Origin of the sequence: Catenulispora pinisilvae (assembly GCF_015356865.1) — a bacterium.
Classification (GTDB): Bacteria; Actinomycetota; Actinomycetes; order Streptomycetales; family Catenulisporaceae; genus Catenulispora; species Catenulispora pinisilvae.
In genome coordinates this window covers 1-960 of the sequence record NZ_JAAFZA010000529.1, presented here as the reverse complement: position 1 = coordinate 960, position 960 = coordinate 1, and the positions used below count along the sequence as shown (strand labels likewise).

Here is a 960-nt window from a genome sequence, read left to right as displayed (position 1 = left end):
CGGCCGGCGACCAGTGGTGCGCCGACTCCATCCAGCAGCACCCGCTGGGCGGCATCACCGACGACCAGAGCAACTGGCAGAACCGCCCCACCTTCCAGCAGGTCGTGCAGTACCCGGCACACCGCGGCGCGGACGTCTCCGACCTGGCGACGAAGGGCACTGCGACCGCCTCCAGCATCCAGCTCGGCTATCCGGCGCAGAATGCCATCACGGGCAACGGCGCCAACCGTTGGGCCAGCAATTGGCACGACAACGAGTGGTTGCAGGTGGATCTGGGTTCGGTCCAGCAGGTCGGCCGCGTGATGCTGAACTGGGAAGCCGCCTACGGCAAGGCCTACAACATCGAGGTCTCCGACGACGGCACCAACTGGCGCACCGTCTACACCACGACGACCGGTCAGGGCGGGCAGGAAGTCGATAGCTTCCCGGTCACCAGCGCCCGCTACGTACGGATGCAAGGAGTTCAACGCGCCACCGGCTGGGGCTACTCTCTGTACCAATTCCAGGTCTACGCCCTGTAGGTGCTGACAAGCACCGCACCTACTCACCCGGACCGCACCCTAGCGGTCCGGGCGAGACAGCTTCCGTTCCAGAACTCAACGGTTCCGTCCATCAACTCCAGCGACACGCTGAATGTGCACCGCCTGCCAGCGCACAGTGCGGTGGCAGGCGTCCGGGATCATCGGGATTCACGCGGGCTTGATGTTCTCCGCCTGCGGGCCCTTCTGGCCCTGCGCGATGTCGAAGCTCACCTTCTGGCCCTCCTGGAGCTCGCGGAAGCCCTGGCTGGCGATGTTGGAGTAGTGCGCGAAGACGTCGGGTCCGCCGCCGTCCTGCTCGATGAAGCCGAAGCCCTTCTCGGCGTTGAACCATTTCACGGTTCCGGTTGCCATGGTGTCCTCCTAGGGGACGTAGTGGGTCCGCCGCGCGTGTGGCAGGCGGGGAGGGGGCTGTCTCTGT

2 protein-coding genes are annotated in these 960 nt (G+C 65.8%); one reads left to right on the top strand and one right to left on the bottom strand.

All coding sequences use genetic code 11. From position 1 onward, the window contains the following. On the top strand, positions 1-521 hold a 521-nt coding region (locus IZR01_RS49325; RefSeq protein WP_194927904.1), incomplete at its 5' end, for a discoidin domain-containing protein. Positions 522-689: 168 nt separating this feature from the next. Here IZR01_RS49325 and IZR01_RS49320 read toward each other — a convergent pair. Continuing rightward, entirely contained in the window at positions 690-893 is a 204-nt protein-coding gene (locus IZR01_RS49320; protein WP_194898450.1) for a cold-shock protein, read from the bottom strand. Between the last annotated feature and the right edge of the window lie 67 nt (positions 894-960).